The sequence below is a fragment of the Rhodococcus huquni genome (assembly GCF_055231055.1).
On record NZ_JBUYWE010000006.1, the window covers coordinates 171,014 to 193,443 of the forward strand.

Sequence of the window (22,430 nt, forward strand, 5' to 3'; positions counted from 1 at the left end):
TGGCTGCTTCGGCGGGGTCAACCCATTTCCGAAACGGTCCCCACCAGATTACCGGCGGTGACCGACAGCAACGCCTATCCGAATGCCGCGGACCACGCGTCGGGCGATGCGTCGCCGTTCTCGTGGAGGCCCTGGTGGGGTGTCGGTGTGGGTGATCTGACCAATCCGAGGTGAGTTGCCGCGGCGTTGGAGGCGTCGATGACCTTCGCCGGATCCACCGCGCCCTCGTCGTTGAGAAGATCCGCGAGTTGGGTGCCGGCGGCCCACAGGGCGGAGGGGCGTACACGGCCAGGGCCTTGTGCGACGAGCTCGACCAACGCGGTTTGCGCGGCCGCCGTTGCTTCCTGGGCGGCGGCGAGCTCGGCTTCGGTGTCGCGGAGGCGGATTCGGTACTTAGCCGCCTCGCTGTTCGGGGTTTCGCCCGTAGCGTCGCCGGGGTTCGATTCTGGGGTATCGGTGCCCGAAACCTCCCGTGCGTCCGTCTCCGTGGCGTCTAGGGGGCTGTTTGGGGTGTCATGTTCGGTATTCGGCACTGGTTTCTCCTAATCGAGGGTCAAATGACGTTCAGGTTGGGCAAGTCGACGGGTTCGAGGCCGACGCGTTCGAGTTCGGCGCGGGTGCACGTGAGCCGGTAACTGCCGGTGCCCGTGCGCGCTTCGGTCACACCGACGGGGTTGCCGTGGGCATCCGAGACCGGCTCCGCCGGCCAATCCATGACGAACGTGCGTCGTAGGTTCGCCTCGAGGTAGTCGGCGCGTGTGAGGCCGGGGCCGTCGTCGCGGGTGTCACGGGTCGGCTCGAGGTCCATCGGCCCGGCCAACGCTTTGTGTGAGGGGCAGTAGCCGCCAGCATTCAACGGCAGCAGATACGGGCACGCCCTGAAACGGCAGCGAGCCAATCTTGCATTCGGCATTGTTGTGTTCCCTTTCCCAGGAAATGACGGAGGCCGCCCCGTGCATTTACGGGACGGCCTCACATTGATTCGGGGGTTTTACCGCTCGAATACGAGCCCGGTCTTTCGGTCGCGGATCGTATTCGGCCGGGCCACCGTCCTCGAACCAATCAGGCCGTCCAAATACTGCCCAACCGTCTGACGGGTAATCGGTTTCCCCATCTGGTAAACGGAAACCACCGCTTCCTCGACTGCGGCCGGTTCCGAACCACGGCCATGGATAGCCCACTTCACGATCCCCCGAACCGGCAGGAACGAGAACGCCTTCCCGACCCGCTCGTATGCGGCCGTGGTCGTGGCCTGCTCGATCGTCGCTGGCTTCGGACCCGTCGGCTTGTTCGACGCTCCTTCTTCTCTTCTCTCTTCTGCTCTACTCTGCGACGTGACGTCACGTGACGTGTCACGTGACATATTCGCCTTCTTCTCGCGTTCCTTACGCTTACGCTCCCGGTCCTTTTCCTTGCGTCGTAGCAGTTCATCACCGTTTTGCTGCCACTTGTCCCACCCGGAGATCAGATAGTTGCCGTCCTCCAAGGCCAGCAGCAATTTGCACTGCAAAAGCTCTGTAAATGCCGAGCTCGTGCGCCGTAGGCACACCATTCGTACCGAGTTGGGGCCCAGTACGCCCCGAGTTTCGGCCGCCCCCGAGTAGGCGACGAGGCGCAAAAACATGCATTCGGCGCTTGGTGACAACCCCACCACAGCGGGATCCAGGTAATAGCTAGTTGACAGCCAGACCTTCTCCATTACTCGACCACCCCCAACATTTCTTGCTTATCCAATGTCTTCCCTCTCGTCTGCTTCTTCTCGGATTCGTTCGTGGTTTCGGAATAGTCGCCGTTCATTCGGTAATGCGTCGAGGGCCGCAGATAGCCCTAGAATCAATTCCTGCGTCTCGTCGCGGTCCAGTGCGACCGTGAGGGCCAAACCGCCGAATCGGACCGCCACGGCCCCGTCCAGGGCGGCCACCTTCGGGGCCGCCGGAAACGTGGCCGCGTGCAACACCGTCGCCATAGGTGTTCCCTTCTCTCGGATACGACTAAGGGCCCCGGCGTGTGCCGGGGCCCTCGTGTGGTGGTGGGTCTAGAACAGGTGGCCGGCGGCGCGGTGATGCCTGCACGGGCCGCCGTCCGTGATCTGCTGGCAGGGCCGCCCCGTCTGCGTCTCCCGGCCGCACCGCTCCCGCTCTGGTTCGGGGTGGATTCGGTCCTGGATCCACTGCGGCAACGGACCCAGCCGCTCGTGATCCGGCATGGTGACAGCGGGCCCGGCTTCCCCCACACGAATATCGATCAGCCAGTAGTCGGTACTGCCGTCCGCGTGAACCGCCGTCACTACCTCGTAGTTGCAACCGGCCTCGAGCTGCACGGCCGCCTCCTCATCGAGGACAGGCCCGGCGACTGCCCGCGGGCGTAGATCGTCTGTATCCGTGCTCATCTGCTTCCCTTTCGTCGTGGTGGTGTGCGCGGACTGTTCGAGGCGTTGCGGTGCTGCCAGCACGGGCCTCCGTTCGTGACCTCACGACACACGGACCCGTCTGCGCGTTCCCGGCCGCAGCGGTCCAGGAGCGCGTCCTCCCCCGTCGGATCCGCATATGCGAAACAACGGAACCGCTCGAACATTTCGGCCTCCGACAACTGCTGCAGATGCCAGCGGCGCAACAGTTTTCGCACCTTGCTGGGCGATATGTGGAGGCCGTGCGCGTTCGCAACACGCATGGCTTCCGGTAGTAGCGATTTGGGCATGGGTGTACTCCGCTGTTTCGTGCCCCCTTAGTGGACCGGGGGCAACGTCTGCTGTTGCGATTGGGGTTAGCGGTCGCCCGCTGTCGCCATAGGCCGAAGCATGGCGTCGATTTCGCCGCAGTCCACGCGGATCATGCGCGGCCCGAACCGGTATCCGGTGAGGAGGCCGTCGGAAATCCAGCGGCGCAGGGTGCGGACGCTGACGCCGTACATTTCGGCGGCCTGCGGGATGCTGTGGAGATTTTGCGGTGACTTGGTTGCTGATGCCATTGGAGACCCCTTGTGAACGAAGAAAAGCCGAGCGGCAACAGACCCATATAGGGTTCTGCCTAATAGGCTCGGCTCCCGTTGCGGGGCTCTCACTGCGGACAGTGAACTGGTCTCACCGTGAATCGAGACCCTCGTGACGTGCCGTGCGGCTCGGTCACGCTGGGCGACCGGTCACTAATCCTCGATTAGCTTCCGCCAACTTTACGGTATACGCCCGACAGGGCATGCGAACGTACGAGTTGCTAGGTCACCAGATGCCCTCAACTAGGGCCCGGTTCCGGCCGTGCGTCGAATGCGTGTAGCGAGCGGACATTGCCGAGGATGTGTGGCCCATGAGGGTCATGTGATCAGCGAGCGTTGCCCCGGCCTGTGCGAACAACGTTGCCGCGGTGTGTCGTAGGTCGTGGAACCGCAACCGCGGGTACCCAATCGACTGTGCGGCCCGTTTGTAGTGCGGCCTCACCGTGTTCTCGTGGGGTACGTCCCCCGTCACCGACGGGAACACCAGACCGTCACGCCCCGGCAACGAGTACTCCCGCATGTGTTGTTCAATCGGCCCACGCAACGCGGTCGGTAGTGGCACGGTCCGCAACGCCGCCCGGGATTTCGGGGTTCCGATCACGAACTCACCGGCCCGCCTCGTGGCTGCACGGTTCACGGCCACCGATACGTCATCGTCGGTTAACGTGAAGTCACCCCGGCGTAGGGCGGCCAACTCACCCCACCGAAGTCCCGAGAACCCCGCCACCAACAACAGGACCCGCCACCGCTCCGGGCGAATCGCATCCGCGAGAGAACGAATCTCGTCCGCCGTGAGCGCCACCGGTTCAACCACACGATTCTTCACCGCGGCCCGCTTCACCCTGCAAGGGTTCGCGGGGATCAGTTCGTCATCGAGGGCCTGGTTCAGGATCGTTCGAAGGAGCGAATACGCGTTAGCGTTGCGGGTCGGGAATGCGTCGAGGCCGGCGAACCACGTACGGATCTGCTGCACCGTCAACTCGCCCACCGCGATGTGACCGAGGTCCGGCAGGATGACCCGATCCAAATAGCCGCGGTTCAAATCCCGTGTGCGGGGCTTGTGCCGTCCCCTCGTCTCGGTAAACCACGTCTCGGCATAGTGTTCGAGCGTTAGGGCGGGGCGTTCGTCGGCCTCCGCCCCGGGGGGCGTCCAGGTGTTCAGGTCCACACGTCTACGTTCGGCCGCCAACCATGCAACGGCGTCGTCCTTGGCGTGGAACGTGGATGGTGCGGCGTACCGCAGTCCGTCCGGTCCGACGTAGCTAGCCTGCCACCGTCCCGAGGGCAGTTTGCGGTTCTTCCCCCAGCTACGCCGTGATCGCGCCATACCTGCCCCTCGGGTTCGTGCACTAACTGTGCACTACAAGAGTAATCGCGTGTCCACTTGTGTGCACTTAAGACTGGGGCTAGAGTCGGGATCTACCAGCGCATTGCTTGCATATCGCCTGGTATCTACACAAGTCCATATCGGCAGTAGGGCAGGTTCGAATCCTGCCGAGGGCACCAATCTCCACCCGCGTTTCCTCAGGTAAATGGTCGTTTTGGCGTCGCAGGTTCGATCCCCTTGGGAACCGTGCCTTCGTTCAGCCGCAAATCACTGTCGCGTCTGCCAACTGCTTTCTCGAGGGCTATCCAGGATAAGCTGGTTCACAGGACGCGATGAGTCAGGACTGCTGATGCCGAGAAACAGACGCCCCCGCGATCGGGAGGAGAAGCGCGCCGAGATCGTCGCTGCCGCGCGACGGTTGTTCACCGAACACGGATATGACGCGGTCCCCGTGAGCAGAATCGCCCAGGACGCCGGGGTGGTGTCGAACACGCTGTACTGGTACTTCCGTGACAAGGACGCGGTGTTGACAGAGGTACTGGAGGATGTCCTGGCCGACTCGATGGCCCGGTACGGCGAGGTCCTCGACACCGACATCGTCGATCGACTGGTATGGGTCATTGCGGAGTTGGAACAGGTGAGCCGCTTGGTGACCACCGTTCACGCCCGCGCGAAGGAGTCCGAGACTGTTCGCGACTGGCACGAGCAGTTCCACGCGTTTGCCGAGGGCTTGTTCCGGACAGATCTCGCCATGATCGGGGTTCCCGCGAACGAGTTGGACGCAATGACCTCGATCGGGGTCTTCGTGGTCGAGGGACTTCTGATGCATCCGGCGGTCGACGATGAGCGCAAGCGCGCGGTGATGGGAACGCTGATCCAGAGCGCCCGCGGAATAGCGGTAGCCGTCCACTGACGTCGTCGGCGGACGGCTACGCGAGTTGCGTGTCGTGCGATTCAGGTCGCGTCGTTGGCGAATTGCTTGGTCAGGAAGTCGATCTGGTCGCGGACGGCGTCCTCGAAGTAGGTGCCGAGGTAGATGTCGAAGTGGTCGCAGGGGTACGTCTCCATGCGGACGTGCGCCAGGCCCCGCGCGCGGAGCTTGGTGGTTTTCGCGGGGGCGGCGGCATCGTCGTCGCATACGCACAGCAGCGTCGGAATGCGGGAGTGGGCCATCGCGCGACCGGGTCGGTACAGCGGCAGTCGCAACACCAAGCGGGCGGCCAGTGCATTGGCGGCGTCGAAGTCGTTGTCCGGGCCTCGCAGCACGCCCCACAACGAGTCACGGCCCACCTTGGTGACAGGCTCGCGCGCACCGGCGGCGGTCAGTTCGATGTTCTCCGACAGCCGCGCACGAACCGACGGCAACCGCCGCAGCAGGGCGCTGGTCCGCCGGGAAACCCGGGTGCCACGTGGCAGCAGCGCCGACGAGCCCGCGATGGCATCAGGTGAAGCCACGAAGGCAGGCAACCACGAGGTTCCGGCCATCGGCATGAGGATCGGCCTGATACCGAGCCAGGAGCACGCGGTGTCGAGGATGCCAGCGGCCAGCAGCGCGACAGCGCTCAGCGGCCCGGTCCGCAGTCGCGAGATCAGCGAGGCCGGTCCGTCGGTGAAAGGACACTGCGCGACGATGGCTGCGAGGTGCGGGTCGCGGCTACCGACCTGCAGGACGTGTCCACCACCGAACGAGGTGCCCCACAACGCGATCCGTTCGACATCGACCTCGGTCAGGGTGCGCGCGAAGGCGACGGCGGCGCGCCAGTCGGCGAGTTGGCGACCGATGTCGAGGAGCTGTCGCGGCTGCCCGCCGCTGGCCCCTAGGTGGCGGTAGTCGAAGACCAGCACCGCCCAGCCGTTGGCGGCGAACCGTTCGGCGAATGCCTCGAGGCGCATCTCACGCACCGCTCCCAGCCCGTGGCCCATGATCACCATCGGTCGAGGCTCGGACGCGCCTCGCGTGGTGTACAACCACGCCGCGCACGGGACCCCGTCGGAGAGGAACTCCACATCGCGCCGCTGAATCGCGGCGGCCTCACCTCTATCGACCGGCTCGTTGGTAGCCATAACTTGATTCCTTCCTCAGCGGACGCACTGTTCTTGAACGGCGCCCAAGAAAGCGTGCGCTAAACATAAGCACTTCTTGGATGTCAGTCAAGAAGCTGCCGCCCAGCAGCGGTCTCAGGTGTTCCCCTCGGCGACGTCGGATTCGCGCGAGACCGCAGTGGCGCGGAAATCAGCGAGCGGAAATGTCGCCGTCCGTCGGGCATACTCCGAGACCAGACCCGGCCAGTTGCTGGAGATGCGACCGGAGGCGGATTTGTACCAACTCACACAGCCCGCCCATGCCGAGCCGACGAGACGCCGCTGTATCTCGTCGTCGTAGCGCTGTTCGACCTCCGGGCGGATCTCGACCACCGCACGCGGGTGTCGCGCCAGCACTTCGACGGCTTGCCGGATGTAACGGGCTTGCCGTTCCAACATGTAGATGATCGAGCCGGTGCCGAGGTTGGTGTTGGGGCCGTACATGACGAACATGTTCGGAAACCCTGGAACAGTCATCCCGAGATGAGCGCGGGCGCCTTCAGCCCACGCGGCATCGAGCTTTCGCCCTGCTCGCCCGCTCACCGCCATCGGTCCTAGGAACTCCTGGGTGGCGAATCCGGTGCCGTAGACGATCACATCGACCGTGTGCTCGACACCGTCAGCGGTGCGGATACCGCCCGCGGTGATCTCGATGATGCGTTCGGTGACCACGTCGACATTGGGCTCGGTCAGGGCCGGGTAGTAGTCGTTGGCGAACAGCACTCGCTTACAACCGATCGGGTAGTCGGGCGTCAGCTTCTGCCGTAGCGCCGCCGAGGCCACTTGCCGCCGCAGTTGCCACCTCGCCGCGCCTTCGACCGCAGCGCTGATCCGCCGGTTACCGGTGATACCCAGCGTCCACACTTCGCCCAGGGTCCACCACAAACCACGTTCGAGCTTTTGCAGCACGGGCAGCCGCCGGAAAGCGGAGTGATGGATCGACCGGTACTCGCCGTCCGGCTTGGGCAGGATGTAGGGTGCCGAACGCTGGAACAGGGTCAACTGTGCGACCTGCGGCTGAATTCGCGGAACGAACTGGACAACGCTCGCACCCGCGCCGATGACCGCGACGCGTTGACCCCGCAGGTCCAGTTCATGACTCCACCGCGCCGAATGAAACGCCGCACCCTCGAAACGCTCGCGGCCCTCGATGTCGGGCATCGCCGGACGAGACAGCTGACCGGTCGCCGGCACGAACACCCGAGCTCGCACCGAACGTCCGCCGGCAGTGCTCAGAATCCACAGCCCCTGCGACTCCTCGAAGCGGGCCGCTGTCACTTCCACGTCGTAGCGAATCCGGTGCCGCAGGTCGGGCGTGGACGCGATATCGGTCAGGTAGCTCTCGATCTGAGCCTGACCGGCGTACCGCCTGGTCCAGTCCGGCTTCGGCGAGTACGAGAACGAGTAGTACGGCGAGGGCACATCGCAGGCGGCGCCCGGATAGGTGTTCTCACGCCACACCCCGCCCGCCCGATCGGCCTTCTCGAGGATCACGAAATCGTCGATCCCAGCCCGCAGCAGCTCATTGGCCATCGCCAGCCCGGCGAACCCCGCACCGACGATCACCACCGATACCGTGTCCGCCACGGCTGTTGTCCCATCTCCCATGGCCCTAGACGCTAACCACCGGCCACCGCGCTACGTAGATCCATGCGGCCAGAGAATTGATAATTCTGGCCAATCCCAAGGCGAGTTTGTAAACTCGCTGGTCATGACGGCCTCCATCCCGACTGCACCGGTTTCAGGTCACGACTTCCCTCGCTCGGCGGCCAGCGTCGCCCTGATGGCCCGGTTCGCCCGCGACCGCGGCCTCACACTCGAGCAGGCACTCGACAGCTCCGGGCTCACCGCGGCCCACCTCGCCGACCCCCGCGCGCAGGTTTCCGCCACGCAGGAACTCACCGTCGCCACGAATCTGGCCACCGCTCTCACCGATGCCGATCACCCCGGGCTCGACCTCGGTCGCAGATACCGCACCACCACCTTCGGTATCTTCGGATTCGCCTGCCTGGCCAGTCCCACCCTGGGCGAGGCTCTGTCGTTCTTCCTTCGCTACTTCGACCTGACCTTCGCCTTCTGCGTTCCCCGAGTCGAAGTAACCGAGGCCGAAGTGATCGTGCGACTCGACGACAGCGCCATCGCGGCACCGGCCCGGCAATTCCTCCTCGATCGCGACGCGGCGGCCATCCTCACCGTGATCGAAGACCTCTTCCCCGGCCAGTTCTCACCAGCTCGCGTCGAGATCCGCCGCCCACAACCGGCCTCACCCGCGCCCTTCGAGGAAGTGTTCCACCAGCTACCGATCTTCGACCGGCCCGAGAACCTCGTGGCGGTCGACCCGAACCTGCTTACCCAGCCCCTCCCCCAAGCCGATCCACGCACACTCGCCCAATGCGAAGAGCAGTGCCGACAACTGGTCACCGCGGGCCGACACCGCCACGGCATCGCGGCGCGGGTCAGAGACCTGCTCACCCAAGTCGACCTGGACACAACAGGGCCCGACGAAGTCGCTCGCGCACTCCACATCAGCACCCGAACCATGCGACGACGACTCGGCGAAGCAGGCACCAGCTATCAGATCCTGCGCGATGAGGTCCGCGAAACACTCGCCGAACAGATGCTCAGCACCGGTGCACTCTCGGTACACGACGTGGCCATCCGCCTCGGCTACGCCGAATCCGCCAGCTTCATTCACGCCTTCAAACGCTGGAAAGGACTGACCCCCAGCCAGTTCCAGATCACCTCCAACATTCCCCCGCAGCCACACCACCCCCTCAACGCACGCCTGGCACGAGCCGAGAACTGAACCCAAGTAGCCCCACCGACGGCGGCGGGACCACAGGATGGCCCATTCCCAACTTCGAAGTGGTCTGCCGTGGGCGGGGCACATCGATGACGGGAACGGCAACCGGTCGACCCGGGGCCCGTGCGGGCATCAGATCGAATACGAACCCGCGATGACGAGGCGTTTTCCGGTTGCCATGTTACGAATCCTGCCGAGGGCACCTCCTGGTCACAGACCATCTTCCGCCGTGATTCGGCCGTCGTCTATTGCCTTCAGTAGTAGTCCGTGATCGCGTTCGTTGTGTTCCGAATACGTCTCGGCGAAGGCATGGATCGCCTTGTCGAAGCCCTTGTCGTCGCCGAGGTATCCGGCGATCGCGAATCGATCGCCGCCGCGGGCGTGCGCGTGAGCGAGCACCCGCGCACACAGCCGCCCATACAGGGCCATGAGTTCGGGACTCATGGTGGTGATGTCGGCGGATCCCTTGCCGTCGCGCAGTTGACGGACGTAGAAGTCGCGCTCCACGCCGTCCACCCCGAAGCCCCGCTGCCAGCCGAGAAAGATGTCGCTGGCCGCTTGCATCAGTCGTTGCCCCGACACCACGCGTTCGCCCTGGTTCGCAGACTGCGGCCCCTTCACGTAGGCCTCGAGTACCGACCGTTGCGCTTCCTTTGCCTGGAGGAACAGCGGGTCCTCGCTCGGCCCCCGCAGAAGCACGATCCACGAACGCGTGCCCACGCTGCCGACCCCGACTACCTTGCGGGCGGCCTCGACGAATTGGAACCGGTCGAACAGCACCCGACGGCTGGGCGCCAGCGTGTCCCGGTAGGCGTTGAAGCGTTCGATCAGTTCCCGATTCGCCGCCTCGGCATCGATTCCGGCGAACAGTTCCTCGATCGGGACGACCAGCGGCGGCGTGCTCACGATCCTCGGATGCCCGTCGACCATCGTGGTCAGCTTGGACAACGCCTGATTGCTGTTGCGGTTCCACGATTTGTCGATCGTCTTCTCGACGCGCTTCCTTGTCGACTTGTCCAGAAGATCACGGATCTGGTCCAACTGAGCAGCGGCGTCGACGTGCGCGTACCAGACGTCGAGCTCACTGCATTCGGCCTGGCTGATCATCGTTTCCCGATACTCCGCCACGCAGGCGCGAACGATCTTCTTGCGCTTCTTCCGCCCGAAGTCGTTGCCCTCTGCCGCGATCGCCAGGCTCGCGGCCAAGCGCTTCACGTCCCATTCGAACGGCCCTGGGTACGTTTCGTCGAAATCGTTGACATCGAAGACCAGCTTGCGTTCCGGGCTGGCGTACAGCCCGAAATTGCTCAGATGGGCATCACCGCACAACTGGGTCGTCAACCCGGAATTCGCAGTGCGGGAGAGGTCGTCGGCCATCACCAGCGCGGCACCCCGAAAGAAGGCGAAGCGCGACGCCGCCATCCGGCCGTAGCGGACGGGAACCAGCTCCGGCACCCTGGTCGCGGCCTGCCTCTCCAGTAGCGCGACAGGATCACGGCCATCGGGCGAAGCGCACTCTGCGATCGCATCGAACGACACCTCGCGTCGCGCCTTCTCCCCGTACGCGAACCGCTCTGCGCAGGTGGGTATCTCGTGTGCCACTGTTCTCTCCGTCATGACGGTGTCCTCACCTCATCGGGTGCCATGTCCTCACGCAACCCACGCCAACTCGGATGTCGTAGCCGCCGTGCCGACGACCATTCCATGAACCGCACTTCTCCCACCAGAGTCGGCGCAACCCACACCGCCGCCTTCCGGTCGGCGGCCGGAACCTCGTCGACGAACGGGCTTTCATCCTGGCGCAGCGGCACCAATATCTCGGACAGATCGGCCAGCGCACGCTCGGTGAACCCGGTCCCCACCTTGCCTACGTAGCGGAGTCCGTCACCGTCGGGTACACCCAACAGGAGCGAACCGATGCTCGTGGTTCGCTTGCCCTGCCCCGGCTTCCACCCGCCGATCACCACGTCCTGGGTGCGCCAGTTCTTCACCTTGATCCAGCTGGACCCGCGCTTGCCCGGCAGATACACGGAGTCACGACGTTTCGCGACGACCCCTTCCCAACCGCGGCGGGCACTCTCGTCCAATACCTCGGCCGGTGCGCCGTCGAGCTGTGGTGGGATCTCCAGCTCGGGCACCTTCTCCCCCAACGCTTCCAGCACCAGGCGACGATCGGTGTACTTCTTGCGAAGCAGTGACACTCCATCGAGATACAGAATGTCGAACACGAGAAGGTGCGGTTCGCCGCCCTGCTGCAGGAGCCCGAAGCTGCTGGTGCCCTCGTCGTCGAACGCCACCACTTCACCGTCCAGCACCACTTCGTGGCCGGCCAACGCATCCGACAGCCACGCCAGTGCCGGATATTGCGCGGTCTTGTCGTTCCCTGCCCTACTGGACAACCGCAGATGATCGTCACCGACCTCCGCGAGCACCCGAATGCCGTCCCACTTGCCCTCGAAGGCCCATTCGTCCGCATTCAGCCCTTCGAGTGCTCCTGGCGAGGCCAGCATCGGCGACAAACCCTTCGGAAGCGACGAACCCTTGGGTAGCTCAGTGCCCGTACCGGATTCCGCAGGCGTCTGGTCCTTCATCAGATGCATCAGCCACTGGTCGCCCTTCGTACGAATCAGAGCGAAACGACCATTCACCTGCTCCCCCTGGAGCTGGACGATCACCTCGTCGTCACGCCACTTCTCTGTGACGTACGTGCCCGAATCCCAGATCGTCATGTCTCCGCCGCCGTACTCACCCTTGGGGATCGTCCCGGAGAAGGTGGCGTACTCGAGGGGGTGATCCTCGGTATGAACAGCGAGCCGGTTCTCCCCAGTCGACGTCGGAACGTTCTTCGGCACGGCCCAAGACACCAACACGCCGCCCCGCTCGAGACGCAGGTCGTAGTGCAGACGACGGGCGTGATGTTCCTGGATGACGAAGGTGTCGTCGTTCCCCGTCACCGGAGCCTGCGTGGGCACCGGCTCGGGAGTCTTACTCGCCGAACGCTTTCCCCGGTAGGCATCGAGCGAGTCGCGAACCCGCTCGTCCAGTGGCGGGTCGAGGTCGGCGAGCGGATCACCGTCCTTCTCGATCCGCTCGAGCACGGCGTCGAACGTCAGATGTTCGAGGTTCGGATCGTCCAACTCGTCCCACGTACGCGGAGCCGCGACGAACGGCTTCGGTCGTCCACGAAGCGAGTACGGCGCGATGGTCGTCTTCGACGGATTGTTCTGACTCCAGTCCAGGAACACCTTGCCCGTTCGGACCGCCTTCGCCATGGTCGCGGTCACCAGCTCCGGCATCATCTTCTCGAGACCGGTCGCGACCTGCTTCGCCACGGTGGAGGCACCGGTTCCGTCCAGCGCGCGGTCGAGCGGCACGTACACGTGAATGCCCTTGCTTCCGCTCGTGACCGGAAAGGCCTGCCAGCCCAGATTCCCGACCAGATCTCGCACCGCCCGAGCCACCTCTGCGCACTCGGCCAACCCGATACCCTCACCCGGGTCGAGGTCGAACACGAGGCGCGTCGCCGGCCCACGTTCCGTTCCCTGCCCTTTCACCTGAGGGAACCGCCACTGCGGAACGTGCAACTCGAGCGCCGCCTGCTGACCGGCCCACCCGAGCGCCGCGACCGAGTCCAGCAGCGGGTACGTCACGGTGCGGGACGAATGTGGAAGTGAACGCCGGTCCAGCCAATCCGGCGCAGACGCCGCCAGGTTCTTCTCGAAGAACGACTGCCCCTCGACGCCGTTCGGCCACCTCTTCCTGGTCACCGCCCGGCCGACGATGTGCGGGAGCATCACCGGCGCCACCCGAAGGTAGTAGTCGATGACGTCGGCCTTGGTGGTTCCGGACTCGGGATACAGGGCCTTGTCGAGGTTGCTCAGAGACAGACGGTGCCCGTCCAGGGTGATGTGATCGGCACCCTGAAGCCGGTCGGACATCGCAGCCTCCCGTTGTTCGGTGTTCACACATTGTGCGCCAAAATCCGATCGTCTCCTGGCACTACACCGATATACCGGGCAAGATGTCCGGGTGTCCCGCATCCGGTCGACCCGTCTCGCAGTACTCGCTGCTGCCGGCATGCTGACCCTTGCGTCGTGTTCCTCGGGCAACGATCCGGTGGCAGAACCCGAAGCCGAGGCCACCCCGCTCGAAGCGTTCACGAGTCTGCCGCCGACGGGTGCAGTAGGCGATTGCGGGCCCGACAGCGGCAGCACGATCGCTGACGGAACCCTCACCGTCGGCACCGACAGCCCCGCCTACGCGCCGTGGTTCGTGGACAACGAGCCGTCCAACGGCAAGGGCTACGAAGGTGCGGTTGCCCGTGGAGTCGCCGAGAAACTCGGCTATGCCCCCGAGCAGGTCACTTTCGTCTCGGTGCCGTTCAACGAGGCTCTGGCGCCAGGTGAGAAGCGATTCGACTTCGACATCAACCAGGTCACGATCCTCGACAAGCGCCGTGAAGCCGTCGACCTCAGTTCGCCGTACTACGCAGTCGCACAGTCCGTCATCGCGATGAAGGGCACCCCGGCGGCCGGCGCGCAGTCGCTCGCCGACCTCGCCCCTCTCCGTCTCGGCGCCCAGACGGATTCGACGAGCCTCACCGCCATCGACGAGACCATCAGACCTGCGACGCCGACTGCGTCCTTCCCGACCACCGACGCCGCGAAGGATGCGTTGATCGCGGGCGAAGTGGACGCCATCGTGGTCGATATTCCGACCGGCTTTCAGATCGCCGAATCCCAGATCGAGAACGCGACTCTCGTCGGCCAGTTTCCGCGACCGAATGCGGTCACGGAGTTCTTCGGGCTCGTCCTCGAGAAGGGCAGCCCCCTCACTCCGTGTGTGTCCGCTGCCGTCGATTCGCTCTACGCGGAAGGCGCACTCGATTCATTGGCGGGCGAATGGATCACCGACACGGGCGGGGCCCACGTCCTCGATTAGTTGCCCCGGCTCTGCAACGCATCCGCGAAAACGGTCGAAATGCTCGACGGGTCCCGCGAGAGATGACTCGTGCCGCCGGTCGCCTCCGAGATCTGACGTAGAACGTCCGCATCGGCGTCCTCGCTGATTCCGATGGTCACGATCTTGACCGGATTCGCCGGGTCCTGCTCACTCCTGAGCGTGGACAGCAGTTCCGACAGCCCGATACTTCCCGGGTCCTCATTGGTTCCGTCGGTGAGAATCACGACCGAGTTGACCGCGTTCGGGTCGTACCCCTTCTTCACCTCACGGAACGCCGCGAGCGTCGTGTCGTACAGACCGGTGCCACCACCGATCTCGTCGGGCAGCGACCGGATTCCCGCGAGCAGACGTTCGCGATGAGTCGCGCCGTCGACGATCTCGTCCATGCGCGCCATCGGTACGAGTTCCTTGTAGTCGGGCGAAGTGCTGTCGTCTCCGGTCGAGAACGACCACAGACCGACCTGGGCGGCCTGCGGGAGCAGCTTGCTCCCCGCCTCGCTCGCCCGCACCGTCATACCCATACGGGTCGTGTCCGCGGCGTTGTAGCTCATGGATCCCGACACGTCTTCCACCACCAACATGCGCGAGGGCTTCATCAGCGACTGATACTTGCTACGAATGTCGGCCACTGTGGCCGCGTCGGGTGTACGAAGCGCGACGACGGGGTCCACCCCTCGGCCGTCGCTCAACGATTTCCGGTCCGAACCACGGAAGCCCTGGGCGGACAACGCTTCGGAGCCTGTGCGCGAGGCGAGGGCATCGGCCAGCTTCGTGCCCGCCTCCCGTGCTGCTTCGCGGTCCTCCGAGCCGGTAGCGACCAGCGGATAGTCGAGGAAGATGCTGCCCGTGCCCGGTACCGATGCCGAGAGCCCGTCTTGCTGATTGGCCGCGAACTGCTGCTCGGAGACGATGGCGAGACTACCGTTGGTCCTGGCCGTGTCGAGCCGCGCCGCAGTATCCGAATCGGCGGCGTTCGACGACTGCTGGGCCACCGTCACCAGGGCCGACGAGACTTCCTTGGGGTCACTGGCACTCACCTCGGCCTCCACCGTCGCGGCTGCGACGGGAGCGAGCGCGGCACCGTCGGACTCGGGATCGCCGAGCGTGATGTTCGGCGTCTCCAGCACGTCCAACCACGTGTCGGCCGTGGGCGGCACCTGCGGGCCCACCACCACGATCGGGGTGGAAGCGACCGATTCACGAACGATGTCGGTGTCATCGCCGAGCAGCATGCTCGAATCCGGTATCCACAGATCAGGTGCATCCGGCCCGTTCGGCTTCACGTCACCCGACTTGGTTGCCGCCACTGTGAACGCTGCGCAGCCGAGATCGGATTCGTCGGTGTCGGCGACGACCTTCTCGACGGCCGGCGCAACGGCCGGGTCTGCGGCGACCGTGTATTCGGAAACGTCACCGCAGCCACCGGTCGCCCGGGTGATCGCGAAGACTGCCACGCCGATCAGGAGGATTGCCACGACGGCCAAGGCCCCGTACTTCGCGGCGGGCGGGAACTTGCTCGACGGCTGTGAATGTGACGCCTTGTGTCGGCCGGACATAGGGGCCTCCCGTAGTGCTCGCTCTACGCTGTCCGAGTCAGCCGTAGATTTCGACGAACGTCTTCAGCGACTTTTCGATGTCACCCTTCAATGCCTTGGCAACACTGGATCCGATGGGCCCGAACAGCGGCGCCCCTCCGAGTTCGATGGTGAACGCGACCTCCGAACCGGAACCCCTCGCCTGGACGGCGATGTCGAGGCCCAGCTTGACCCCGCCCTTGCCGTCACCCTTGAGGACCAGGCGCTTCGGGGGGTCGTACTGCTTGATGGTCCATTTCACCCGGTTGCGCATCCCCTTGACGCTGACGACGGACTGCAACGTCGTTCCCGTCGACAATTCTGCGGGGATGTCACCGCGCCATCCGTCGTGAACCACGAACCACTTGTCGAACTCGGACAGGTTCGATGCCTTGTCCCACGTCTGCTGCGGAGACAGCGGCACATCGGATTTCACGGTGAGTTTGGCCACTCGTGCAGACTATCGGTTTGCCGAGAAGAATGTGAACGATGGGTCGGGTGGTGTCAGCGGACCTCGTGGACCAGCGGATACCGCGCGGCAGCATCGTCCAGGAAAGGTACGTTCACGCCCTTCAGGAAGCGATCGAACATGCCGGAGAGCAACCCGTTCGTGGTGTCGACGACCTCGCCACGGGGCGACGTGCCGAAGCTCAGCCCACCGGGGATCTCGAAGAAGGGCAGATCCGGCACGCTCTGTGGGAGAAAGTGCTCACCGTCGGTGAAGCTGCCGTGCCCCGTGTTCGCGACCGCGTAGACCTTGCTCCATCCCCGAGGGGTGACGAAGTACCGGTTCCAGAATCGTTCGCGCCCGTCCTGGCTGTCCGCGTGCAGCGAGCTGATCACGTGCAGCAGCGGACCGTCCACGCCTTCCGTCACTGCGGGACTGGGATCGCTGCCGTAGAACAGGGCGCCATCCAGATTGACCCCGGCGCCCAGCCGAGGATCGACACGCAGCACCTCGGCGGCAGTCGCTCCGCCCATCGAGTGCCCGAACATCCCGATTCGGCCAGAGTCCACCGCGCCCGGGAGGCCTTCGGGGAGCTGCCCCGTCACCGCATCCGAACCTCCTCGGTCCGAAAGGTCTTCGACGACGTCCATCACGAATCGGGCATCCGCGACGCGGGCGTCGATCGCCCCGCGCAAACGGTGTTGAGGAAGCGCGGCACGTTGTAGCCGGGCGAGAACAAGACAACCGGAAGCGACTTGTCACCGGTCGATGCGACGGGTGCGCCGACATGACCGTTGGTACGAAGGTCCGCGAGACCGGGTGCGCCGATGCTGTCGGCCACCGCTTTCGGCAGGTAGGTGGACTGCTCGTGTCCGCTCACATCCGACGCCGGGTACGTGATCGTCACCGGAAGCTCGCGTGGCGTGCCCGCCGACCACGGGTCCGGCCGATCGTGGTCGACGAGGGTCACGTTCGTGACCCCGATCGCGCTCCCCGGCTCCGGAACGACGGATGCGGGTTGCGCAGCCGCCGTTCCCGCCCCTGCGACGGAGAGCCCGACCACACACCACAGCACGACTACCAGATTCTTCAGCATGGTTACCCTCACCTAAGTACAACCTCAGGCAGGAGATTAGCAGGTCACACAGCATTCGGGGCGCACCGGAATGTCCGATGCGCCCCGAATCATCACCTGTCAGTGCGACACGGCCTTCTCCACGGCTAGTGCGACACGGCCTTCTCCACGCCGACACCCGTGAGCGACCGCACCTCCATCTCGGCCTGCTTCGCCGGATCCTCGAGCTTGCGACGACCCACATAGGTGCCGACGATGCCGAGGACGAACGCCAAGGGGATGGACACGATGCCCGGGTTGGACAGCGGGAAGAACGCGAAGTCCACGCCGGGGAACATTGCGGACGCCTTCCCCGACACGGCCGGCGAGAACACGATCAGGACGAGGCAGCTGATCAGGCCGCCGTAGATGCTGAACAGCGCACCCGTCGTGTTGAACCGACGCCAGAACAGCGAGTACAGGAGCGTCGGCAGGTTGGCCGAGGCCGCCACTGCGAACGCCAACGCCACGAGGAAGGCGATGTTCTGCCCCATCGCGAGGATGCCGAGAACGATCGACGCCAACCCGATCACCACGACCGTGATCCGCGAAACGCGAACCTGATCCTCCTCGGATGCCTTGCCGTGCTTGATGACACTGGCGTAGATGTCGTGAGCGAACGACGCCGAAGCAGTGATCGCCAGCCCGGCCACCACCGCGAGGATGGTCGCGAACGCCACCGCCGAGATGATGCCGAGGAAGATGGTTCCGCCGAGTTCGAATGCGAGCAGCGGTGCCGCCGCATTTTCCTTACCCGGCGCTGCGAGGATGACGTCCGGGCCGACCATCTTGGCTGCGCCGTAGCCCAGCACGAGAGTGAACAGGTAGAACGCACCGATCAATGCGATCGCCCAGGTCACCGAGCGACGAGCTTCCTTGGCCGTCGGCACCGTGTAGAAACGCATCAGAACGTGTGGGAGACCGGCGGTTCCGAGCACGAGCGCGATGCCGAGCGAAATGAAGTCCAGCTTGGACATCCCGCTGATCCCGTACTTGGCACCCGGAGCGAGCACGTCGGTACCGGCCACGGCGGGATCGGTCGAACTGCTCACCATTGCCTGCGCGTCCGCGAGAAGCTGCGAGAAGTTGCCGCGGACGGCGAACAAGACGAGGACGAACATGATCGCCGCACCTGTCACCAGCAGAACAGCTTTGACCATCTGCACGTACGTGGTGCCCTTCATGCCGCCGACCAGCACGTACACGATCATCAGGATGCCGACCACCGCGACAACCAGACTCTGCCCGACCTTGCCGTCGATGTTGAGGAGCAGCGAGACGAGGCCACCGGCGCCCGCCATCTGCGCGAGCAGATAGAACAGCGACACGACGAGGGTGGAAAGGGCAGCTGCCATGCGCACCGGCCGCTGCTTCAGGCGGAAGCTGAGTACGTCCGCCATGGTGAATCGCCCTGTGTTGCGGAGCAGTTCGGCCACGAGAAGCAGCGCAACCAGCCACGCGACCAGGAACCCGATCGAGTACAGGAAGCCGTCGTATCCGTAGACCGCGATCGCGCCCGCGATACCGAGAAACGAAGCAGCGGAAAGATAGTCGCCCGCGATGGCGAAACCGTTCTGCGGGCCGGAGAACTGTCCGCCGCCCGTGTAGAAGTCCGAGGCCTTCTTGGTGGTGCGGCTGGCCCGGATCACCAGGGTCATCGTTCCGACCACGAAGACGGCGAAGATTGCAATGTTGAACAGCGGGTTCCCGACGTCGCCGTCGGCCGCGAGGGTGGTGATCACTGTGCGGGTCCTTCCAATTCTTCACGGATCGCGGACGAGCGGGGATCGAGCTCACGGTTCGCAAATCGGACGTAGACCGCGGTGATCACGAACGTGGTGACGAACTGACCGAGGCCGAGCAGCAACCCGAGATTGATGTTCCCGAGAACCTTGGTCGCCATGAAGTCGTGGGCATATGTCGCCAGCAGCACGTACACGCCGTACCAGGCGAGGAAGAACGCGGTCATCGGAAAAACGAATCGGCGCAGCCTGGTTCGCAGCTCCTGGAACTCCGGACTGGCCTGCATGTCTACGAAGGCTCGAGCGTCGGGCGTCAGCGGAGGCTGCGGTGAGCCTCCACCGAGGTCTGTTGTGGTCACTGCAGACTCCTCGCGTATCGGTGGGGTTCCGCAAATGTATTGAGACTCAGGTCACAACAGAAGGGTGTGCCGCCGGTCACACGACGAGGAGTTGAAGTGTGCGGCAAACGGTCGCCCCCGTCGGACGAGCGGTCGAGAGTCCACTCGGCTCACGGCGCCCGGTCCGCGCCCATCCCCAACCGCTCCGGGGCATGCATACGGGTGAAGATGCGGCCCACGTCGATCGGAATCCGGTGGGCGGTGAACTTACTGACGAGGATCATCACCAAGAACGACAACGGCACGCTCACAGCAGCCGGGTAGGCGACCATCGCTGCGGGCCAGCCGCCCCACGCGTCGTCTGTGAAGCCGCCCATCACCGCGACCGTGGCCGCCACACCCGACACCGATCCGCCCGTCACGAATCCTGCTGCCGCGCCGGGCGCGGTGAGACCGCGCCACCAGATACCGAGGACCAGCAGCGGACACAGCGTGGACGCGGCGACAGCGAACACCAATCCGACGGTGCGGGACAGGTCCAACGAGACCAGGGAAACGGACAACGCGACCGGGACCACGCCGCCCAGTACGGCAGCCACTCGAAAGTCCCGCACGCGGCCGCGCAGCACGTCGGTGCTCAGCACTCCGGCGATGCTGACCAGCAGCCCGGAGGAGGTCGACAGGAACGCCGCGATCGCACCGGACGCCACTACCGCCGCGAGGATCTGCCCACCCCAACCGGTGAACACGGATCCGGGTAGCAGCAGAACCGCTGCGTCCGAGTTTCCGGTGATGAGCAGTTGCGGGACGTACAGCCGCGCGAACACACCGAGCAACGTCGGGAAGAGATAGAAGACCGACAGCAGACCCACGACGGCCAGGGAGGTCAACCGCGCCGTCCGCCCGTCGGGGTTGGTGTAGAACCGCACGAGTACGTGCGGCAGCCCCATGGTCCCGAGGAACGTCGCGAGGATCAGCGAATACACCTGATACATCGGGTGCTCGCCACCGAAACCCCAACCGGGTGCGATCCAGTCCGAATTGTCGGCCGGAGCACCGGCCACCACCGGCACCGGTGCACCCGGTTCGAGAATCAGTGTGGTCCCCTCCGACAGTTCGTGCTGCCCCGGCGCCAGCCGATCCCCTTCCACCGTCACCGGTTCCGACACCTGGACGATGACGTCCGTGTTGATGTCCACCGTCGTGCGCTCCGACACCGTGGGCGGTGTTGGCGTCGCAACGGTGTCGTCCTCCCCCACGAAGTGCATCGTCAACGCAACAGCGGGAATCGCGACGGCCGTGAGCTTGAGCCAGTACTGGAAGGCCTGCACGAAGGTGATCGAACGCATCCCGCCACCGACGACGTTGGCCACCACGATCCCGCCGACCGCCGCCGCGCCGACCCAACTCGGTACCCCGAGGAGGATGTTCAGGGTGAGACCCGCCCCTTGGAACTGCGGAATCAGATAGAGAACGCAGACGACGGCGACCACGATCATCGACAGCTTGCGTAAGCGGGCCGACCCGAGGCGAAACTCCGCGAAGTCCGGAACCGTGTACGCACCGGACCTGCGTAGCGGGGCCGCAACGAACAGCAGCAGTCCCAGATAGCCCGCCGTGAACCCGATCGGATACCACAGCGCGTCGGCACCGTACTTGGCTATGAGCCCGGCCACGCCGAGGAACGATGCGGCAGAAAGGTACTCGCCCGATATCGCAGCGGCGTTCCAACGTGGCCCGACACTGCGGGAGGCGACCAGGAAGTCCGAAGTCGTGCGCGCGAGGCGAACCCCGTACGCGCCGATCGCCACGGTTGCCACAGAGGCCGCCAACAGCGCGACAACCGTGAGAACGGGAAGTCCCTCTTCGCCCATCTGTCGTCCTCAGTCGTCGACCAGGTCGACGAACTCCTGCTCGTTGCGTTCCGACCGGCGCACGTAGACCCAGCCGACCCCGAGGATCAGCGGATAGACGAGCGCACCGAGTACCAGCCACGGCAGACGAATTCCCCACACCGACACGGACGACAGACCTGGGATCAGGTACAGCGCCAACGGGATCGCGCACAACAGGCCCGCCGCAATCACCGCCATCCGCAGTGCCAGACCGAGCTGCGCACGGATCAGACCCCGAATCATCACGTCACCCACGCGAGTCTGTTCCTGCACCTCGACCCGCGTGCGTACTCGTCGTGCCCCGCGTCGCTGCGCGAGGACCACGCGTTCCCTCTCCGGCGGAACCGGCTGTGTCATCGGGTCCACGATTGCTTGGGTGTGCGGACCAGACGGTCCTTCAGCGCGCGGGCATGGCGACGGCTGACCGGCAACTCCGTGGGCGGCCGCTCGCCGTGCCCACGCAAACACACCATCAGGCCGGTGCCCACCGTCTTGATTCCGGTGACCAGCGGTAGCGACACGAGATACGAGCGGTGCACCCGCAGAAATCCGGCGTCGGCCCACCGACTCTCCAGCACCGACACCGGGATCCGAACCAGGTGAGAGCCGGTCGCCGTGTGAAGTCGTGCGTAGTCGCCGTCCGCCTCCACCCACTCGACCGACGACCGCGGCACCAGGGTTGTGACGCCGCCGAGTTCTACCGGGATCACGTCGTCCTGGGCCGATTCGGCTACGCCCGCATCGCCCGGGCCACGCTGTGGATCGCGAACCCGGTCGCGGACCCGCCGGACCGCCTCGGCCAGCCGGTCGTCGCGCAGGGGCTTGAGCAGGTAGTCGACGGCCCCGAGGTCGAACGCAGTCACCGCCCGGTCGTCGTGGGCCGTCACGAACACCACGGCTGGTGGGGCTGCGAAGTTCGCGAGAATCCCGGCCAGCTCCAACCCGTCGAGACCCGGCATGTTGATGTCGAGAAACACTGCGTCGACGCCACCGCCTCGCAACTGCCGCAGCGCGGTGGTCGCATCGGGTGCAGCGTGAACGACGTCGATGTCGTCCTGGGCATTCAGCAGGAAGACCAGCTCGTCGAGAGCGGGTTTCTCGTCGTCGACGGCAAGCACCGTCAGACGCCCGTTCGGCGCCTGCTGCGTTTCGTTCAC

General features: G+C 65.0%; 22 protein-coding genes. 3 read left to right on the plus strand and 19 right to left on the minus strand.

Annotation, left to right across the window (positions count from 1 at the left end):
• Positions 1–74 precede the first annotated feature (74 nt).
• The 6 genes from ACZI8R_RS13525 to ACZI8R_RS13550 all read right to left on the minus strand — a co-directional run bounded on the left by ACZI8R_RS13525 (position 75) and on the right by ACZI8R_RS13550 (position 4,315).
• Complete coding sequence (locus ACZI8R_RS13525; RefSeq protein WP_463380141.1) at positions 75–533, minus strand: hypothetical protein; 459 nt, start codon at positions 531–533, stop codon at positions 75–77.
• Between the two features lie 20 nt (positions 534–553).
• Positions 554–913 (minus strand): hypothetical protein, encoded by a 360-nt coding sequence (locus tag ACZI8R_RS13530; protein WP_463380142.1) that lies wholly within the window; start codon positions 911–913, stop codon positions 554–556.
• 78 nt (positions 914–991) lie between these two features.
• A complete protein-coding gene (locus ACZI8R_RS13535) occupies positions 992–1,699 on the minus strand; it encodes a hypothetical protein (protein ID WP_463380143.1) in 708 nt (235 codons plus the stop codon).
• A 336-nt stretch (positions 1,700–2,035) separates the two neighbouring features.
• Positions 2,036–2,389: a hypothetical protein gene (locus tag ACZI8R_RS13540; RefSeq protein ID WP_463380144.1), complete on the minus strand. Its 354-nt coding sequence runs from the start codon at positions 2,387–2,389 to the stop codon at positions 2,036–2,038.
• A 374-nt stretch (positions 2,390–2,763) separates the two neighbouring features.
• Complete coding sequence (locus ACZI8R_RS13545) at positions 2,764–2,967, minus strand: helix-turn-helix domain-containing protein (RefSeq protein ID WP_463380145.1); 204 nt, start codon at positions 2,965–2,967, stop codon at positions 2,764–2,766.
• Positions 2,968–3,214: 247 nt separating this feature from the next.
• The gene (locus ACZI8R_RS13550) at positions 3,215–4,315 is read right to left on the minus strand and encodes a tyrosine-type recombinase/integrase (RefSeq protein WP_463380147.1); all 1,101 of its coding nucleotides are present in this window, start codon (positions 4,313–4,315) and stop codon (positions 3,215–3,217) included.
• A gap of 349 nt (positions 4,316–4,664) precedes the next feature.
• On the opposite strand from ACZI8R_RS13550, the gene ACZI8R_RS13555 reads away from it, so the two are divergent.
• Complete coding sequence (locus tag ACZI8R_RS13555; RefSeq protein WP_463380148.1) at positions 4,665–5,228, plus strand: TetR/AcrR family transcriptional regulator; 564 nt, start codon at positions 4,665–4,667, stop codon at positions 5,226–5,228.
• Positions 5,229–5,269: 41 nt separating this feature from the next.
• On the opposite strand, the gene ACZI8R_RS13560 is transcribed toward ACZI8R_RS13555, so the two are convergent.
• Together ACZI8R_RS13560 and ACZI8R_RS13565 are read right to left on the minus strand one after the other, a co-directional pair.
• Positions 5,270–6,379 carry an alpha/beta hydrolase gene (locus tag ACZI8R_RS13560; RefSeq protein WP_463380149.1) on the minus strand — a complete coding sequence of 370 codons (1,110 nt, stop codon included), beginning with the start codon at positions 6,377–6,379 and terminating at the stop codon, positions 5,270–5,272.
• Between the two features lie 114 nt (positions 6,380–6,493).
• The gene (locus ACZI8R_RS13565; RefSeq protein WP_463380150.1) at positions 6,494–8,005 is read right to left on the minus strand and encodes a flavin-containing monooxygenase; all 1,512 of its coding nucleotides are present in this window, start codon (positions 8,003–8,005) and stop codon (positions 6,494–6,496) included.
• A 103-nt stretch (positions 8,006–8,108) separates the two neighbouring features.
• Here ACZI8R_RS13565 and ACZI8R_RS13570 point away from each other — a divergent pair, with 103 nt between their 5' ends.
• Positions 8,109–9,203, plus strand: a complete 1,095-nt coding sequence (locus tag ACZI8R_RS13570) for an AraC family transcriptional regulator (RefSeq protein ID WP_463380151.1) — start codon at positions 8,109–8,111, stop codon at positions 9,201–9,203.
• A gap of 207 nt (positions 9,204–9,410) precedes the next feature.
• Here the strand turns inward: ACZI8R_RS13570 and ACZI8R_RS13575 are convergent, their stop codons facing one another.
• Both ACZI8R_RS13575 and ACZI8R_RS13580 read right to left on the minus strand, forming a co-directional pair.
• Entirely contained in the window at positions 9,411–10,817 is a 1,407-nt protein-coding gene (locus tag ACZI8R_RS13575; protein WP_463380152.1) for a DUF2252 domain-containing protein, read from the minus strand.
• Positions 10,814–13,138 (minus strand): ATP-dependent DNA ligase, encoded by a 2,325-nt coding sequence (locus ACZI8R_RS13580; protein ID WP_463380153.1) that lies wholly within the window; start codon positions 13,136–13,138, stop codon positions 10,814–10,816. The genes ACZI8R_RS13575 and ACZI8R_RS13580 overlap by 4 nt, the downstream gene beginning before the upstream one ends.
• Before the next feature lie 139 nt (positions 13,139–13,277).
• On the opposite strand from ACZI8R_RS13580, the gene ACZI8R_RS13585 reads away from it, so the two are divergent.
• Complete coding sequence (locus ACZI8R_RS13585; protein WP_463380236.1) at positions 13,278–14,141, plus strand: ABC transporter substrate-binding protein; 864 nt, start codon at positions 13,278–13,280, stop codon at positions 14,139–14,141.
• Here the strand turns inward: ACZI8R_RS13585 and ACZI8R_RS13590 are convergent.
• From ACZI8R_RS13590 to ACZI8R_RS13630, 9 genes are all read right to left on the minus strand, one after another.
• On the minus strand, positions 14,138–15,718 hold the full coding sequence (locus tag ACZI8R_RS13590; RefSeq protein WP_463380154.1) for a substrate-binding domain-containing protein: 1,581 nt from the start codon (positions 15,716–15,718) through the stop codon (positions 14,138–14,140). The two genes, ACZI8R_RS13585 and ACZI8R_RS13590, sit on opposite strands and share 4 nt — an antisense overlap.
• Before the next feature lie 37 nt (positions 15,719–15,755).
• A complete protein-coding gene (locus tag ACZI8R_RS13595; protein ID WP_463380155.1) occupies positions 15,756–16,187 on the minus strand; it encodes a type II toxin-antitoxin system Rv0910 family toxin in 432 nt (143 codons plus the stop codon).
• Positions 16,188–16,240: 53 nt separating this feature from the next.
• On the minus strand, positions 16,241–16,834 hold the full coding sequence (locus tag ACZI8R_RS13600; RefSeq protein ID WP_463380237.1) for an alpha/beta hydrolase: 594 nt from the start codon (positions 16,832–16,834) through the stop codon (positions 16,241–16,243).
• A complete protein-coding gene (locus ACZI8R_RS13605) occupies positions 16,834–17,280 on the minus strand; it encodes a hypothetical protein (protein ID WP_463380156.1) in 447 nt (148 codons plus the stop codon). The genes ACZI8R_RS13600 and ACZI8R_RS13605 overlap by 1 nt, the downstream gene beginning before the upstream one ends.
• A gap of 125 nt (positions 17,281–17,405) precedes the next feature.
• Positions 17,406–19,040, minus strand: coding sequence for a solute symporter family protein (locus ACZI8R_RS13610; protein ID WP_463380157.1), 1,635 nt, complete (start codon positions 19,038–19,040; stop codon positions 17,406–17,408).
• Complete coding sequence (locus ACZI8R_RS13615) at positions 19,037–19,399, minus strand: DUF485 domain-containing protein (protein WP_463380158.1); 363 nt, start codon at positions 19,397–19,399, stop codon at positions 19,037–19,039. Before ACZI8R_RS13615 ends, ACZI8R_RS13610 begins: the two co-directional genes overlap by 4 nt.
• A gap of 149 nt (positions 19,400–19,548) precedes the next feature.
• Positions 19,549–21,252, minus strand: a complete 1,704-nt coding sequence (locus ACZI8R_RS13620; protein WP_463380159.1) for a sodium/solute symporter — start codon at positions 21,250–21,252, stop codon at positions 19,549–19,551.
• A gap of 9 nt (positions 21,253–21,261) precedes the next feature.
• Entirely contained in the window at positions 21,262–21,630 is a 369-nt protein-coding gene (locus tag ACZI8R_RS13625) for a DUF485 domain-containing protein (protein WP_463380160.1), read from the minus strand.
• Positions 21,627–22,430, minus strand: coding sequence for a LytR/AlgR family response regulator transcription factor (locus ACZI8R_RS13630; RefSeq protein ID WP_463380161.1), 804 nt, complete (start codon positions 22,428–22,430; stop codon positions 21,627–21,629). Before ACZI8R_RS13630 ends, ACZI8R_RS13625 begins: the two co-directional genes overlap by 4 nt.